Source organism: Pedobacter xixiisoli (assembly GCF_900215335.1).
Lineage (GTDB): Bacteria > Bacteroidota > Bacteroidia > Sphingobacteriales > Sphingobacteriaceae > Pedobacter > Pedobacter xixiisoli.
On record NZ_OCMT01000002.1, the window covers coordinates 911,995 to 925,594 of the forward strand.

Sequence of the window (13,600 nt, forward strand, 5' to 3'; positions counted from 1 at the left end):
CGAGAGGACTGTTAATTGCTTAGATGTCATTTAAATTAAACGTTTACTCTAAAATCAAACTTTAAATTGACACCTCCAACATTGGTATTGAATGAGGTGTAATACTCGCTCATCACTTGATTTAAGCTTTCCTCAGAACCCATGAAGAAGAAAGAAGCACAGAAGCCCGAAAAGAAGGTAATACATGCAATTAAAGCGGCGTTGATTTCTTTCATAGCTTTCACTAGCTGTTATTTTCTATATTAATCGGTATATACACAAAAGGTAACCCCGTCCAAGAAATGCTTAAACTAATATAGTTAAATTCAAACACCAATTAATGCAACCCATGCATTAATAAATGATAAAATAGCATTTCACCGCATTAAACAAGAAGCTACCTTTGCAGCATAATACCAAACAAAAATGCAACTTCAATTTATCATCAAGCCTTTTCAGGAACTATCTGTAGACGAACTTTATCAAATCCTTAAACTAAGGAACGAAGTATTTATAGTAGAGCAAAACTGCCCCTATTTAGATTTAGACGAGAAAGATCAAAAAGGCCTGCACTTAGTGGGTTACGAGGGCAACAACATTGCGGTTTATACCCGACTGCTGCCTAAAGGCATTTCCTACGCAGATGTATCCATAGGACGAGTAATTACTGCCAAAGCTTACCGTAGCTTGGGCTTAGGAAAGGTATTGATGCAACAATCCATAAAGGCCTGTCACGAAAGTTTTGGCCAAGCTCCCATTAGAATCAGCGCACAATATCACCTGGTAAAATTTTATGGTTCGCTGGGCTTCGAAGCTTTAGGCAATCCTTACGATGAAGATGGCATTCCACATATCGAAATGCTATTGAGTTAGCTAAAAACCCCAGTTGCTTTTAAGCCTTCACCTCCGAGGGATGCAACTCAGCTTTTAGGTTCAGTAACTTTAGGATAATCGCTCTAACGTCATCAATCTCGAAAGGCTTGTCAATCTTTGCATCGGCATGGCAGGCCAAGTCACGCCAGCCATCGGCCATGGCCGACATTAGTACTACCTTCACATGGCAATAAAGTGGGTCTGCTTTCAGCTCATTGCAGATATGTCGCCCATCAGCATCGCCTAAGCGAACATCAAGCATTAGCAAATCGGGTTGCCATTCTTGCAAATAGGCTGGCAATAATGCAGCACTGGTAAGGCATTTTACTTCTATTTGCTCATCTTGGAGCACAAATGTTAATATATCATGGATATCTTCGTAATCATCTACGATTAGTATTTTCTTCATGTTGGTGGAGTTGAGCTAGCGAGGCATCATTTAAGCCAGCTGTAAGAGAATTGAAACTCCAAAACCATTTTGAAGAGTAAGCTAGTGAAGAGACTTAAAGAGGTAGCTAGCATCTACATCACTTACCTAAAGGTAGAAATTATTTAGGCAATAAAAGGATTTATGCTACTTTGTGACATTTTACGTATGTAAAGCACTTATACGGGCTTTTACGTACACAAAATGGGTTAAATTCACTCCGAGCAGCTACTCATAAGCTACAATTTGCTTTAAATGATGCTCTAAATGTGCCACGTAATCTACCACCAAAAATGCTAAAGAATGTAAGTTATCGCCAACGCTCACCTGCTTGCTTAAGTTTTCTGAAGGTATGCGTTTAATAACTTCTAACAAATGTTGATGATAAATTTTCCAGAAAGCAATGACATGCCCACCAGCTATTTCGCCATAATGGTTAAACTCGTTCCATTGGTCTTGTTGGTACGCAATAGAAGGCTCCAATTCAAACTGGCCACGTATAAATCGCTGATGGTTGTTGGTTGCACTATCTATCAAATGCCCTATCACTTCCTTTTTGCTCCATTTATTGGGCAAAGGTCTCATCGATAATTCTTCTTCACTAAATTTTGCTAGCAAATCTGGCACTATATCCACCAAATACGCTAGCCTCTCAATTGCTGCTGTAACCAATTCTCTGTAGGTAATAATTTGATTTAGGCTCCGTAAACATCCGCACAGGGATTGCTGTGGTCGTATTCTTCCAGTGCTTGCTCTACATTAGAATTACCGGTAGCCAACAATTGCTCCAATAATAGATCTGCTTTTTCGGTGGCAATTGCTTTTAACGAATGTACGCACTTCTTTAGCATAATTTCTTCCCCGTCATCAAATTTTCTGTAAGGAAACTTATTCAAGGCTATTTCCAAGAGTGCTTCACAAAATCTTTCGTCTTTTAACCTACAAACGGCATCTATTAAATTTTTATGTTCCTCGTGCCAAGTAGCCAAAATCAATTGGTAAAAACTGTTCGAATAATTTTTATCTAAACCGTCTCGAAAAGAGGCCGCTAAGCAGAATCTCAATTTGTTGATATTCTTATCTGCTATGGCTGTCTCTAACAATTGCAAAATTTCAGCTTGATAGCTTTTACCACCAGTTTTGATGGTATCTAATATGTTTTTATGCTCAAAAGGATTTCCATCTTCAGTTAGAAAAGTAGCATATATGTCTTTTAGTGTCTTGCCCCTCAACATCAAATAATTTTCAAAAGGTAAATATAACTGCAAAATACAAAACCTATGCCACAAGAAGATACACCTTTTTTATGCACAATAGTGTTACAATGTTTCAACAGGTTTTTATTGTGAAATTCGGGGAAGAAATCCCAGCGATTAATTATTTTGAGCTAAACATTATAGCCATCAAATCTTATTTAATCAAGATGTGGAAGAACCTTGGTTTTTCTCCTTTGCAATGATTGAATCGATAAAGCCATTCACCTCTAATTCTTTCAGTGCTGCATATCTTTTTCTATCCTGATGCGACTTTTCTGCCAATTCGTATTTCATTTGTTGATATTGCAATCTGGCCCAATCATTTTTTCTTAAAAAATCTCGGGATAACATATGTCTTTCTAATGCCTTGCTGTGAGCGGGGCATACGTAAAGGTGATGCGTGATACGATCTAAAATTTCATTGAAATATGTTCCATTTCTTTTAAATACTTCACGTTCTTCAATCCCTTGGTTGCCATTATGGAAATAGCCAAGGGCTGCTAAACCTGCTTTAATGGAAGCAAAGTCTATAGGTTCAGTATATACGATATCGATGTCTATGATTGGCTTTGCATCCAGATTTGGCACTGCGGTACTCCCCACATGTTGTATGGTATAAGCTATTCCATGTAGTCCTTTCGCAATTTCACCTTTGATATCTTTAAAATATTGAACCCAGTTTGAAGTATACTTTTCGATTAACATGGTATTTTTCTAAAATAATGCGCAAATAATCTGATTCAGCACCATCAAAAACAGTTAGCCACCGATTTCATTTGTTGGCCAATTAAAATTTAAAGCCCCGCACTTAGGACACTTGATATATTCTTCATCGAGTTTATCAAAAGTACAGCTATTACATTTTCCATAATGATTAATATGAGTTACAATGTATTTAGCCTGCTGATGATTGAGGTTAAAATTATCTATTATAAATTTTGTGGAATGAATACTCGATTGATTTTTCATACTATATAAACTACTTTTTTCGGCGCTTGTAAAATCAGGGATTTCAAGTCCTTCAATGGGCAAACATTTTTCACACTTTACTACCATCTCTTAATCATAAACATTCCTACAGCTGTTATTAATCTTCCTCCCATTCCTCATCTTCATCCTCATAAGAGGTATAAGACCAATCCACAGCAATCAAATCTAAGGTCTCGTCAAAACGCTGTTGATCACTAGTACCGATAAATATAGCGCTGCAACGCTGATCATCATCAAAGCAAACACTAATCACCTCCTTAAAATCATCGGCATATACCTGCTGTTTTTCATAGGAAATTTCGGGCACCAGCGTCCATGTGTTCTCAATACGTTTCACCGTTTGCGGATCTACCTCTCCAAAAAAGTTGGCATTATACTTTAGGCCGCCAAAGGTGCCATTGTAAACGGCCATGAGTAAAAAGAAGTTTTCGGTAGTGCTTGCCTCTACATACCAATCTGGCTCTTCCTCTGTTCCATAATTCCCCCAAACTGGCGGATTCTCTTGCGCTAAATCTTCTTCTTTGATACCCCACGAAACCACGCCCTGGTTTTCCTCAAAAATCATCAAATACCTGTCTTCAGAAAACCCGACTTCTGTTGCTGGTTTTAAAAGTTGGTTATGTGAAGTATTGATGCTTTCGTTTTTCCCTAAATTAAGGTAATAATGTTTAAGCGCTACAGGCAAAGCCAAGCCTAAGCTTTTTTCTAGTGCAGCAATTTCATCTGCCGAAAAACCAAAATTGGCTTCCTCAGGCAATTGATAAAGTTGCTGTATTTTCTGTAAAGTACTCATGAATAGATTTTATATCGAAGTATCATTGTTGTTAATGCTCAGTCATCAAGCGCTTGTTCTTTTTGAATTTGCTGCTTGGTATCCGTTTCAATTTGCTCCATCAAATCTAGCAGCACTAAACTACTTCGGCTATCTTCTACCCTCAATTCTTTTAAAAGCAATTCTCTAAAACCCGAGCCTCTGGCGGGTAAAATGTCCCAATAAGTCATTTCATTTGCTTGGTCGAGATCCAATAACACCGCGTCCCATTGATTGCAAACCAATATTTTTCTTCCGTCTGGCATGGGGTAATAGCCTATTTCATCCGCTTGTAACTGAGAACTTATCATGGCCGGACTAGGATACAGTTCCTTTTTGTATAGCGCCAACTGAGCTTCCCTTAACTCTTGGTTTTTTTCTGCTAAATAGGGATCTTTCAACTCATAATCCAACATCCGATAAGCTCGCTGTGGAATGGCTAATTTAAACTTCTGTACCACTACGGTGCTATCGAGCTGCGCTGCCATTGTTTTTTCAAAGAGCAAGGCCTGTTCCCTAAAAGGTTGTGCAGCCTTTACCTCGTCAATCCAATTGATAAAAATACCCGCAGCACTTTCCCTATCTTCATCATAACGAGTGCCACCATAAACCGAAAGACTAATTCGAATACCAGCAAACTCCCATTTAGCACTAAAAACTACAGATCCAGCCGCATAGCCTTTATTAAAATCTACCTGCGAGTAAAGATCTTCGGTTTTAAAGGGTTTCCCCAGCACTTTAACCAGTTGCTCCAAATAAGGCAAGTGCAATTGCCCAGCAGTTGCTGACGCTAAGGGTGCCAGTTGATAAATCACCTGCATTACAGGTCGGTCTTCCAAAGGTGCCCTCAGCTCAAACTCAGTTGCGCCCAAACCGAAAATACTACTACATTTACCCCGCCTGTTTGGCCACCCACCGTAAGGCTTCAACTCCTCCATATCTTTCAGCAGTGGCCGTACTTCATTCAAGGGTTTTCCCCATTCAATGTCAAGTCCGTTGATGTGATAATGCTTAGCGTTAAAATTCATTTGATTGGTTTAAGGAATTACAGGCTTGATTTTAACTGAGCCATTTCTATCGTTAATTATTTATTCAATTTGGCAACCTGTATCGCTATAAATTTAGGCAAATAGTTGGGCGTACAGTTTTTTGCGACTATTTCATCTTTATAAAGCCCTGTTCGCTCTCCCAACTTTTCACATCTGTTACGATATTCTTTTTGAAAGATACCAATTTGAGCGGCTAAAAAATTCATTGCCCATTGCACCTCTGGCTCTTCGTGTTCAATTTGATTTTCAATTTTCGAAAGCAATTCTTCCGTATTTGGAGGCGGTGTTTGGCCTACCCATCTCAGCCGAGCTTGGTAATACCAAAAAATTCGTCTCTGCAATGAAGATCTACTATGCTCCCAACTTTCCATTAATGCAATTGTCTTTTTATCCTTTGAAAGCTGGTTCGCCATCAGCCACTCCACCAACTGCAATCTTTCGGCTTCATCATGCTGTCTCATATCGCTATCAAGTAAGTCGATTAGAGCTTGCGAAAGCAGCTTTTTATCCATAATCAAAATAGCCAGCTGCCGGGCAAGATACTTTCCCGTAAGCCAAAGTTCCATCGCCAATTCATGATCTTTCTTAATTTCATTGGCAATTTTCCTTACATCGCCGAGCTTGGTATCCCTACCACTAACTTTCGCTAAAACACCCGCCGCCTTTGTTGATAAATTCATGCTAAAAAATAAAAAATTACTTACGACCAATTCTAAAACCTTACGAAAAGCCATAGCAAAAGCTGAGGCCAATCCATTCTAAACTAGTACATCCTTTTTGATTTTGCAAATCAAAGACCAAGCAAAAAGGAGCGTCTCCTAAAAACACTCCCTCCAAATCTCATCATTCGTACGTCTCCTACTAAGGCGCAACGGTCTCTATTTTATCACGTTCATCGTCACCCGCCTGCTTATCGTTTGCGTCAGTTTCAGTATCGGCACCGCTAGCTTCTTCATCTTCCACTTCCTCTTCAAGGTCATCGGCTGTCTTTTTTTCCTTATTAGCATCCTCATCGGCGCTCTCATCAACGTTCTCATCAGCGCTCTCATCAACGATCTCATTAACGCTCTCTTTGTCCTTATTTTCAGATGCTACTTCCTCTTCTTCCTCCTCCTTATCCTGCTCCTCTTTTACCTCTTCATCGTCTACCGCTGGCTGCTCTTCCACCTTAGCCGCAGACTTTTTAGCTTCATCGTTTTGGTTTGCCTCATCAGTTTTTCCTTCCACTTCCTCACTGTCTACCACAGTTTCAGGAACGGTCCTCACGGTGTCAGGTGTCACCGTTTCTATAGTCAACTGCACCTCATCTGATGGTTTTGGGTGTTCCGTATTGCTTTTCGCTTTCGTATGATCTTGTTCCTTATTTTCCATAATATTCGCTTTTATCTAATGATAGAATAAAAGAAATAGCGAAATTGTTTGGAGGGTTATTCATTTAGGGGCGAAAGATATTTCGCCCGCAGCAATCGCATAAAGATCCTTCTAATGATCCATTTTCATTTTGGCGCCATGCCAAACCGAGGGATGAGTGTCGTTTATCCATGAAAGCGATAGCCCAAGATACATCCGTAGTGTTTTCACACTGCACACAAACATCAAAACTTCAAAATTGTTATCTTTGGATTAGCCACCATCATAATTAAGCCTATGCCCTTCTTAAGATTATTATTCCTATTCTTATTCCCACTTTATACTTTCACGGCCTCGGCGCAAAGCAATACCACCACAGCTAAGCAAGATAGCACCACACTTTCAGAAGCTTTATTGCTCAAAGACCAACAGCAACAGCGTATCGACTCGCTAGTGAAGCAACAGTTAAAAAAAGAATTAGCTTCCGCTACAGGCAACACAAAGAAAACCATTGAACTAGAGGATAAGCTTCGCCAGCTCGCTGTAGCCGACTCGTTGCGCAACATTGCCCAACAGCAGAAGTTAATTCAGTTAAAAAAGACGGCAAAGGGCTATCCCGTTTTTCTTAATCACGACACCCTATTTTACATCTACACCAGAACTGGCTCTTTCAATGCCAAAGACCGCTCAGCAGCCATCGCCAATAAGATAGAAAAACTTTACAACGACCCTTTCTTCCGTCCGGATTCATTAAGCATCGCAGAAAACGAAGGGAGTTACGATGTGCTCTATAAAAAATCGGAAGTAATTGTGAGCATTGGCAACCTTGATGCGCTATGGTTTGGCAAAAGCAATCAACAACTGGCTAACGAGTACCTACAAAAGATTAAAAAATCAATCCTTGATGAACGAAATGCACATAGCTTGAGCAATCTCCTTAAACGCATTGCCCTGGTAGCGCTTATCATTACGGTGTTGGTCATCATTGTTTGGCTGCTCAACCGCATCTTTCGTAGATCTGCTGCCCTCATCATGGCCAATAAAGAAAAGTACGTTCATGGCTTTAGGCTAAAGAAAATTAAGATCATTACTGCCGAGCACTTGGAAACCGCCTTGTTAAAGCTCAACACCTTAATTAAAATCGTATTTATTGTTCTAATTGCCTACCTATCGCTGCCTTTGCTGTTTAGTATCTTTCCAGAAACCGAAGCTTGGACTGGCACTTTACTCCATTGGATTTTAGCACCCCTGCGTTCAGCTGGTGCAGCAGTGGTTAATTATCTGCCCGATCTCTTCAAGGTACTCGTCATCTATTTAATTTTCAGGTACCTGCTCAAAGGCATCCGCTACCTTTTCTATGAAGTTAAAAGAAGCAATATCCAATTCAGGGGTTTCCATCCCGAGTGGGCCATTCCTACGTTTAATATCCTAAGGTTTGTTCTTTATGCGTTTATGCTGGTGCTGGTCTTTCCATTTCTTCCCGGTTCCAGTTCTCCTGCATTTCAAGGCGTCTCCGTATTCCTAGGTATTTTAATTTCCCTAGGCTCTTCTAGTGCCATTAGCAATATTGTAGCGGGTTTGGTAATTACCTACATGCGTCCGTTCAAAATAGGCGACCGTGTCAAAATTGGTGAAGTAGTCGGCGACGTCATGGAAAAATCTATGCTGGTTACACGTATTAAAACAATCAAGAACGAAGATATTACCGTACCAAATTCTATGGTACTCTCTGCCTCTACCGTCAATTATTCTAGCCATACCAAAAATGAGAAACAGGGGCTGATTGTGCATTACAATGTCACCATTGGCTACGATGTACCTTGGCAGAAGGTATATGATCTGCTGACTGCTGCAGCCGTAAAAACGGTACACATCTTAGACGAGCCTAAGCCATTTGTGCTGCAGACCAGCTTAGATGACTTCAATATCTCTTATCAAATTAATGCCTATACCAAAGAAGCCAACCGTCAGGCTTTGATTTATAGTAACCTCTTAGAAAACATACAAGATACGTTTACAGCAGCAGGCATCGAAATCATGTCGCCAAGCTACCATGTGGTAAGAGATGGTGGCAAAGAAGATAAAACCAATGGATAATCCATTAGCAAATTGATTGCTGTAGAAAGATCTATTCATAGCCCTTCGGTTTTAACCAAGGGCTAATATGAGGTAATAACAAGATAGATCCTTCGACAAGCTCTGGATGACAAGAAGCATAAGGTGACAAACTAGGAATGGCTGGTGGATTATTATTCACAGTCCTTCGGTTTTAACCAAGGGCTAACTAATTGGATAGATTGCTTCAATCCCATACACATTCCCCATCCTTCGGTTTCCCGAACAATCGGGACAGGCAGCAATGACGGTTTGGGAATGGATGACAAACTAAGAGCGATTGGTGGATTATTATTTATAGCCCTTCGGTTTTAACCAAGGGCTGATATGAGGTATATAAAGATAGATCCTTCGACAAGCTCTGGATGACAAGAAGCATAAGGTGACAAACTAGGAATGGCTGGTGGATTATTATTCATAGCCTTCGGTTTTAACCAAGGGAAGATAAGGGATTTCATAGCCCAAGGTTTCAACCTTGGGTTTATGAACGATGATTCATAGGGTTTCAACCCGGGGCTAATAAATGTTTGAGCTTTCGGCAAATAAGTAACATACCAATGGCTATACCCGCAGCCAAAATCCACCATAAAGAAGTGCCTGTTTTAAATACCTCACGTTGCTGTGCTTTTAACGAAACCCCTTCTTTACTTGTTGAGACCTCGCTCTGCCATTGTTCCTGATCCTGCTTATCCTGTTGGGTACGCATGCTGAACTGCCGACTATTGCCATACCAAATCAGGCTATCTGCCGCTCCAATAAAGCCATCTTTATTAACCGTAAACACCTCCCTAGGGTAAACCTTCAGCCAATTCGAACCATTGGAGCTGTCCAAGCTGAATAGATAGCTTTGCGCACTTTGCTTTCGTGTCCGTAGGCTCTGCAACTCTGTAAGCTTCTCCGTATGCATTCTTGTAGTTGAGGTCAGCTTGCGCTTGGCAGAACAGCTACACATTAAGCATAGCAATACATAAATTAATTGTTTCATTTTGCTCCTCCTTTCGTATTGATCCAATCGGCATAGCACTTTATCGTTCTTACATGCCGCAGCTTGCGGTACACGCCATCGCCTTCCCTACTGCCTACCATATTGGTATTGCCTTCGATGGTGTAAATCCAACTACCCTGTTGCCGTTCTACCAAACCTGCATGGGCAATCCGCCCTTTATCAGGAAAATAGATACCGAAAACACTTGCTGGTGTCACTTCGGAGATCAACCTCCCCTTTGGAAACAAGCTCGGACTCCAAGCCGTTTTAGGTTGTTTAAAACCCGCCTGCCCAAATACCCAGCTGACAAAAGAAGCACACCAAGGTTCGCCTTTTTTGTTGCCAGTATAAGCCAAGTATTGTTCTACCGCAGCTCCGTCGTTGTTGCCCGTGGCTTCACGGATGCCGATTTGGGATTTTGCAATGGAAATCAGTTGTTTGTTTTTTTGGGTGTTTTGTTTTTTGATTGATTGATAAACCATATTCCAAGAACTAAAGACGAAAGGCGAAGAACCATTGACGACTAACAAATCGCGATCAGGGCGCCAATGGCCGAGCAAAGCAACAAGGCATAGCAAGCCAAATAGATAAGATGTTGTTCCCATAAATCTAATATTTTAAGGTGATGAATCATTTCGTTAATGTCAGGCATCCCCATGCGTAATAACAGCAGGCGAAATAGCAGATATGAACTTACAACAGCTAACAGCCAGCAACAGAAAGCCAATAATATGACGTGCAGCATGCCGAAATCTACAAAGCCTACTATCGTGCCAAATGCACCAAACAGATAGGGCATTGCCAACCAACAGATGATGGTTATTGAAAGGATGTGCCAAAATCGTATTGGCAGTGGTTTTAATCGGTTGTTTAGATATAAAATAAGTGATTTCATTTTCTTTAGTTTTATTTTTAAAAATATTTATTCGTCATTCCTTTTAAAAAGGGAGATACGAAGTGCTCGACACAGCTTATCGTAATAGAGTAATTGGTATTTTTCTCCTCTACCGATAAAATCGGCATAAGTTATGTCGTCACCGATCTTAGGAAAGTCATTGCTTGTTTGTATTATCCCTTCCAGCCCTCTGCCGTCATGGGACGTTGGCATAAGCGAGCTAAGTGGGGTAATAACCATCTCCAGCACATTGCTGCGCTAGAGATGGCACCTTAAATTTGATTAATTTGCTACCACTGTACCTAAATAAATACTGGTAGACACCTGCTTGTCATCGCTCGCAAAAAAAGCCATCCAAGCATGCAAGGTTTCTCCGATAAAATTCGGTGGCAAGCTCAATACTGCGCCTGCCGAAACCCTAGTCGCCGTGTCATCAAATACGAACTCTTTGGTTACTGGATTGTAAACCAATAGTACCGCTCGATCTGTAGGTTTGGCTAAGTTTGCCGTAGAATTATCTGCCCAGCTAAAGTTGATCTCGGCACCCGCTCCTGCTAACAAACTTGGCACTGCAGGGCTAGGCAACTCCCCTCGACTGAAGATCACCCTCGGATAATCGATCTCGAAGTTTGATGCATCTCCAACAACTGCCGCATTTAAATGGTAAGAAACTGCCGCATTGTAAGCAGTAAGACTACCTTTTACCGAACCATAACCAATATTGGTAAGTGTTTGAATAGGTTTGAGAAAACTTGTCACCAGCCCAAACCTCAGGCGTTGGTCCAACTGTAATCGACTTGGTGTTTTACTGCTCGCCTTAGGCAAACTTTTCATGTAACTGATCCCTTTCCAGCTACTGCCGACTACGGTACCTACTTTTCCACTGAATACGCCTAGTATTCCTTTTTTATATGTTGCCATATCTTTAAAATTTAAAATGTTAGAAAATTTGTTTCCATTTTCTGCGCAGGCCTTTGCTTAAATGTTGAGTCAAAGGAAAGGGAAAAATACATAGATACCTCACATTCAAATCCTTATGAATGGATTTGAATAGCTTTGATCGTAATTGACTGCATTTGAAAGCGATATGAGTTTGAGCTCCTCTCTACGCTGTGCGATCTATTGATATCTTTTGATGCTTGGTTTTAATGGTATCAATAAGCTTGGTTTCACTACGGTTCTCCCCTCAAAGGCTATCGTGTGGACACAAATATTAGGACTTATCTTTGCCTCTATGCCGGCGGGTATCAAACTTTTTTCATTAGTATTTATGTTTTCATAGGTATTCAAGCTTGCTTCGCAGGTTGAAGCATCAAAAGTATGCAAAACCGAAGCTTTAGCGTAGCTCATTCATACAATTAAAATTACAACTACCTCATGAATAAATGCTTGTCAATCTCCTGAGGTGCCTTTCCACAAGGCCAACACATCAAAAAATAATATCGCTGCCTGTCAGAAATAGACAGGCTTAGGCTCGGTCTTGTTTAGCTTTCGGTCGTGCTTCTTTTTTTGATTTGGCTGGGCACTGGAGATTGACGGTCGTAATAGTGAGAAACAGTAGTTTTATGGACGTGGGCTAGCATTGAGCCGAAAAAAAATGTGTCCACATGGTAGCTCAAAGGTAGAGAGAAGGGCTTTGGAATAGCAGAGCCCAAAGAGGTATCGGCTTCGCTTCTTCTTCGCTAGTTCTTCGCTAACCCCCCTATTTAAGCAAAGGTTTAGCGAAGAAAGTACCTAGACAACACAAGCACAGCCCAATTAATCAAGCTTTTTTGACTCCGAATGCCGCTGTGCTTCAACCTCCGTCCACCAAGTGTTAAAAGCGTGCATCTCTTTACGGCTTACCCGAATACTCAAACGTAACAGCATGAGCAAATTAAGCTGTATCGTATTGTTCCTTTTAATTAGCTCCATTACCGCACTACGGTTTACGATATGCGAACGCCTTACCAAATGAAACTGCTTTTCCGGCAAGGCAGTAAGGGCTTTGGTCAGGGAGATTTCCATAGGTTCGGGAATGCCATCAAAACCTACTGCATAGCAATACTTATTTTCGGCATATAGATAGGCAATTTCTACCAAGGGTAGTGGGAAGTCTAATGACTGGTCTACCTCAGATTTGCGCTCGGGTTTGTTACGTCTGCTCAGCTCCCTTTGATACATAAAGAAAAGCGCCCCATTCAGCAGAAAAATGGCCAGCGTATCTAAAAATAGGTAGCGTGTGAAATAATTGGTTTCTAAGATGTTTTTCTGATAAAGCAAAAAATACACCGACACCCCAAGCGTGCAGAACAATAAAGGGATGGATACCGCCAGTAATAACTGACGAGGCCACCTTTTACGATAGCTACGTTGCCATGGATGATGGTTATCGAGCCATCGTGTGCCCCATATACTGCCTCTAATTACTACATAAGCAATAATGGTATTGAGCAGCCAAGCTAGGTAAAAGTTGATTTTTGTCAATAGAAATACTAACGGCGGATTTTCGACATAAACAAGCAAACAGAAAGTGGCTGCTGCTGCAATGAACAGGCTGGCAACTCTCCCAAAGTAGGAGAATTTACCTAAAATAGGTTTTTTCATAAGTAGAGAAGGTGTTTTATAGGTGATGAGCAATGAGATTTCACTCGAATCTGAACTGACTTTTTGTTCAAGACCTCGAACTTTCAGGATGACTTATCCTAGCGTGTGGTTTTTAACATCATGATGGTTTCATAAGCAAGAGGTTAGTAGATCAAAGCAATTTACGAAAAAGTCAAGAAATCATCCAAGTGATCGTCATCACAACAGAATTTACCACTCGTCAAAAATGAATATCCATTCGTCTAATTTATAGACCTTAAGCTTTGCAATAGTACTTTAAAGGC

The 13,600-nt window shown here is 40.7% G+C and carries 17 protein-coding genes; 2 read left to right on the forward strand and 15 right to left on the reverse strand.

Annotation, left to right across the window (positions count from 1 at the left end; genetic code table 11):
• Nucleotides 1-35 precede the first annotated feature (35 nt).
• Nucleotides 36-215: a hypothetical protein gene (locus CRO54_RS10135; RefSeq protein WP_138765797.1), complete on the reverse strand. Its 180-nt coding sequence runs from the start codon at nt 213-215 to the stop codon at nt 36-38.
• Between the two features lie 190 nt (nt 216-405).
• Here CRO54_RS10135 and CRO54_RS10140 point away from each other — a divergent pair, with 190 nt between their 5' ends.
• A complete protein-coding gene (locus CRO54_RS10140; protein ID WP_097131581.1) occupies nt 406-852 on the forward strand; it encodes a GNAT family N-acetyltransferase in 447 nt (148 codons plus the stop codon).
• Nucleotides 853-871: 19 nt separating this feature from the next.
• Here CRO54_RS10140 and CRO54_RS10145 read toward each other — a convergent pair whose 3' ends face one another.
• From CRO54_RS10145 to CRO54_RS10185, 9 genes are all read right to left on the reverse strand, one after another.
• Entirely contained in the window at nt 872-1,261 is a 390-nt protein-coding gene (locus CRO54_RS10145) for a response regulator (RefSeq protein WP_097131583.1), read from the reverse strand.
• 246 nt (nt 1,262-1,507) lie between these two features.
• Nucleotides 1,508-1,951, reverse strand: coding sequence for a DinB family protein (locus CRO54_RS10150; protein WP_097131585.1), 444 nt, complete (start codon nt 1,949-1,951; stop codon nt 1,508-1,510).
• 23 nt (nt 1,952-1,974) lie between these two features.
• Nucleotides 1,975-2,514: a hypothetical protein gene (locus CRO54_RS10155; RefSeq protein WP_097131587.1), complete on the reverse strand. Its 540-nt coding sequence runs from the start codon at nt 2,512-2,514 to the stop codon at nt 1,975-1,977.
• 183 nt (nt 2,515-2,697) lie between these two features.
• On the reverse strand, nt 2,698-3,240 hold the full coding sequence (locus CRO54_RS10160) for a GrpB family protein (protein ID WP_097131588.1): 543 nt from the start codon (nt 3,238-3,240) through the stop codon (nt 2,698-2,700).
• 54 nt (nt 3,241-3,294) lie between these two features.
• The gene (locus CRO54_RS10165; protein WP_138765800.1) at nt 3,295-3,567 is read right to left on the reverse strand and encodes a hypothetical protein; all 273 of its coding nucleotides are present in this window, start codon (nt 3,565-3,567) and stop codon (nt 3,295-3,297) included.
• A gap of 55 nt (nt 3,568-3,622) precedes the next feature.
• Nucleotides 3,623-4,318, reverse strand: a complete 696-nt coding sequence (locus CRO54_RS10170) for a hypothetical protein (protein ID WP_097131591.1) — start codon at nt 4,316-4,318, stop codon at nt 3,623-3,625.
• Between the two features lie 38 nt (nt 4,319-4,356).
• Nucleotides 4,357-5,364 (reverse strand): hypothetical protein, encoded by a 1,008-nt coding sequence (locus CRO54_RS10175; protein ID WP_097131593.1) that lies wholly within the window; start codon nt 5,362-5,364, stop codon nt 4,357-4,359.
• Between the two features lie 56 nt (nt 5,365-5,420).
• Entirely contained in the window at nt 5,421-6,065 is a 645-nt protein-coding gene (locus CRO54_RS10180) for a DNA alkylation repair protein (RefSeq protein ID WP_097132333.1), read from the reverse strand.
• 181 nt (nt 6,066-6,246) lie between these two features.
• Entirely contained in the window at nt 6,247-6,756 is a 510-nt protein-coding gene (locus CRO54_RS10185) for a hypothetical protein (protein ID WP_097131595.1), read from the reverse strand.
• Between the two features lie 276 nt (nt 6,757-7,032).
• Between CRO54_RS10185 and CRO54_RS10190 the strand changes: the two genes are divergently transcribed.
• Nucleotides 7,033-8,832: a mechanosensitive ion channel family protein gene (locus CRO54_RS10190; protein WP_097131597.1), complete on the forward strand. Its 1,800-nt coding sequence runs from the start codon at nt 7,033-7,035 to the stop codon at nt 8,830-8,832.
• Nucleotides 8,833-9,355: 523 nt separating this feature from the next.
• Here CRO54_RS10190 and CRO54_RS10195 read toward each other — a convergent pair.
• The 5 genes from CRO54_RS10195 to CRO54_RS10220 all read right to left on the reverse strand — a co-directional run bounded on the left by CRO54_RS10195 (nt 9,356) and on the right by CRO54_RS10220 (nt 13,316).
• Complete coding sequence (locus CRO54_RS10195; RefSeq protein ID WP_138765801.1) at nt 9,356-9,835, reverse strand: hypothetical protein; 480 nt, start codon at nt 9,833-9,835, stop codon at nt 9,356-9,358.
• A complete protein-coding gene (locus tag CRO54_RS10200; RefSeq protein ID WP_097131602.1) occupies nt 9,832-10,317 on the reverse strand; it encodes a C40 family peptidase in 486 nt (161 codons plus the stop codon). Before CRO54_RS10200 ends, CRO54_RS10195 begins: the two co-directional genes overlap by 4 nt.
• Nucleotides 10,318-10,358: 41 nt before the next feature.
• Entirely contained in the window at nt 10,359-10,730 is a 372-nt protein-coding gene (locus CRO54_RS21045) for a hypothetical protein (RefSeq protein WP_138765802.1), read from the reverse strand.
• Between the two features lie 282 nt (nt 10,731-11,012).
• The gene (locus CRO54_RS10210; RefSeq protein ID WP_097131606.1) at nt 11,013-11,651 is read right to left on the reverse strand and encodes a DUF6266 family protein; all 639 of its coding nucleotides are present in this window, start codon (nt 11,649-11,651) and stop codon (nt 11,013-11,015) included.
• A gap of 837 nt (nt 11,652-12,488) precedes the next feature.
• The gene (locus CRO54_RS10220; RefSeq protein WP_097131612.1) at nt 12,489-13,316 is read right to left on the reverse strand and encodes a LytTR family DNA-binding domain-containing protein; all 828 of its coding nucleotides are present in this window, start codon (nt 13,314-13,316) and stop codon (nt 12,489-12,491) included.
• Nucleotides 13,317-13,600: the final 284 nt, after the last annotated feature.

Bases quoted from the DNA above. Each gene is read 5' to 3' on its own strand.
- CRO54_RS10190 (WP_097131597.1), top strand. From the start codon at position 7,033: ATGCCCTTCTTAAGATTATTATTCCTATTCTTATTCCCACTTTATACT.
- CRO54_RS10170 (WP_097131591.1), bottom strand. From the start codon at position 4,318: ATGAGTACTTTACAGAAAATACAGCAACTTTATCAATTGCCTGAGGAA.
- CRO54_RS10160 (WP_097131588.1), bottom strand. From the start codon at position 3,240: ATGTTAATCGAAAAGTATACTTCAAACTGGGTTCAATATTTTAAAGAT.
- CRO54_RS21045 (WP_138765802.1), bottom strand. From the start codon at position 10,730: ATGAAATCACTTATTTTATATCTAAACAACCGATTAAAACCACTGCCA.
- CRO54_RS10155 (WP_097131587.1), bottom strand. From the start codon at position 2,514: ATGTTGAGGGGCAAGACACTAAAAGACATATATGCTACTTTTCTAACT.
- CRO54_RS10185 (WP_097131595.1), bottom strand. From the start codon at position 6,756: ATGGAAAATAAGGAACAAGATCATACGAAAGCGAAAAGCAATACGGAA.
- CRO54_RS10175 (WP_097131593.1), bottom strand. From the start codon at position 5,364: ATGAATTTTAACGCTAAGCATTATCACATCAACGGACTTGACATTGAA.
- CRO54_RS10210 (WP_097131606.1), bottom strand. From the start codon at position 11,651: ATGGCAACATATAAAAAAGGAATACTAGGCGTATTCAGTGGAAAAGTA.
- CRO54_RS10180 (WP_097132333.1), bottom strand. From the start codon at position 6,065: ATGAATTTATCAACAAAGGCGGCGGGTGTTTTAGCGAAAGTTAGTGGT.
- CRO54_RS10195 (WP_138765801.1), bottom strand. From the start codon at position 9,835: ATGAAACAATTAATTTATGTATTGCTATGCTTAATGTGTAGCTGTTCT.
- CRO54_RS10220 (WP_097131612.1), bottom strand. From the start codon at position 13,316: ATGAAAAAACCTATTTTAGGTAAATTCTCCTACTTTGGGAGAGTTGCC.
- CRO54_RS10200 (WP_097131602.1), bottom strand. From the start codon at position 10,317: ATGGTTTATCAATCAATCAAAAAACAAAACACCCAAAAAAACAAACAA.
- CRO54_RS10140 (WP_097131581.1), top strand. From the start codon at position 406: ATGCAACTTCAATTTATCATCAAGCCTTTTCAGGAACTATCTGTAGAC.
- CRO54_RS10135 (WP_138765797.1), bottom strand. From the start codon at position 215: ATGAAAGAAATCAACGCCGCTTTAATTGCATGTATTACCTTCTTTTCG.
- CRO54_RS10145 (WP_097131583.1), bottom strand. From the start codon at position 1,261: ATGAAGAAAATACTAATCGTAGATGATTACGAAGATATCCATGATATA.